The 1,324-nt window shown below is 62.2% G+C and carries 1 protein-coding gene; it reads right to left on the bottom strand.

Annotated features, from left to right (window positions below):
* Positions 1–160 precede the first annotated feature (160 nt).
* Positions 161–1,129: an IS110 family RNA-guided transposase gene (locus BRAO375_RS22585; RefSeq protein WP_139031450.1), complete on the bottom strand. Its 969-nt coding sequence runs from the start codon at positions 1,127–1,129 to the stop codon at positions 161–163.
* Positions 1,130–1,324 lie beyond the last annotated feature (195 nt).

Here is a 1,324-nt window from a genome sequence, read left to right as displayed (position 1 = left end):
AGCAACTGTGCTGTTGAGGTAGGCCGGCGATCGGCCGGCCTCAAGGCTGGCGCGAGACGCGCCCCCGCCTTCGGCGGCTGAAGGCCTTGACCCCGTCCGCTCGCCGTCCTGAGGGCTTGGTATGCGCTCGGTCCTCGACCGAGCGGGGCATGGCGCTCGATCAGCTCACCGCAACGCGTGGTGGCTTAGGATGCCATTTTTCTCCGCGCGCGATCATCGTGTTGAGGATGATGATCAGCTTGCGCATGCAGGCAATGAGAGCAACTTTCGGCTCCTTGCCCTTGGCGGTGAGGCGCTCATAGTAGGCTTTGAGCACCGGATTATGCTGGGTCGCTGCGCCGAGACAGGGAAGGAACAGGCCGTTTCTTACCCAGCGGCGACCTCCCTTGATGTGGCGTTCGCCGCGGCGCTTGCCGCTGTCATCGTCATAAGGGGCTACCCCGATCAGGGCGGCGGCGATCTCGTCGCTCACCTTGCCGAGCTCCGGCGCTCCTGCAATGAGGATCGCGGAGGTCGTGCAAGAAAGCCCCGGCACACTTTCAATGATCTCGGCGCGCTCGGCAAACTCCGGTGTCGCCTTGACCTTGGCGGAGATCGCAGCTTCCAGCTTCGCAATCTGGGCAGCGAGCGTCTTCAACACCTGGGAATGGGCCTTCTGCGCCAATCCCGGCACAACATGCTCGTTCTGGTTCTGCAAACGGGTTTTCAGATCCATCAGGTTCTTACGTGCTTTTACCAGTCCCGCCAGTTCCTCGCGGGCAGCATCATAGCTCTGACTCGGTGCGTCGTTGAACGTCTCGGCGAACCAGGCGATCATCTCCGCATCGATCGTGTCGTTCTTCGCCAGTCGACCGGCCGACAGGGCGAAGCTGCGAACCCGCTTGGGATCGACGATCCGCACCTCTATCCCGGCCTGGCGCAGCACCTTGGCCCATTCGCGCTCATAGCCGCCGCTGGCCTCCATGACGGCCTTGCTCACCTTGTGCTTGCGAAGCAGGGCCACCAGCTGGCGATGCCCGTGCGGGCTACTCGGAAACGTCTGCCGTGATCCAAGACCACGAATGCAGCTGTCCACCTTGTGCTTGGCTACATCGATGCCGGCGACACCGTTTGCGATCTGTGTCATCATCCACTCCCTTCCTTGCCTTGTATGGGCTCGAGGCCCTTGCAACTGTTCGGGTTCAGGAAGATCACCGGAGCTGTCCCTAGCTCTGAAACAGGCTCTGCCGCGTTTGGGGCGCTACGGGCTCAGATCCAGCGACGGGCGGTTTTGCGAGAACCGCCCGTTCGCACATTCTGCCAGGATTTCCGAACACAAGGGGCG

The sequence above is a fragment of the Bradyrhizobium sp. ORS 375 genome, from assembly GCF_000239775.1.
In the GTDB taxonomy this organism is placed as follows: Bacteria; Pseudomonadota; Alphaproteobacteria; order Rhizobiales; family Xanthobacteraceae; genus Bradyrhizobium.
Note: the sequence above shows the minus strand (reverse complement) of the source record. Positions and strands in the feature narration are given on the sequence as shown.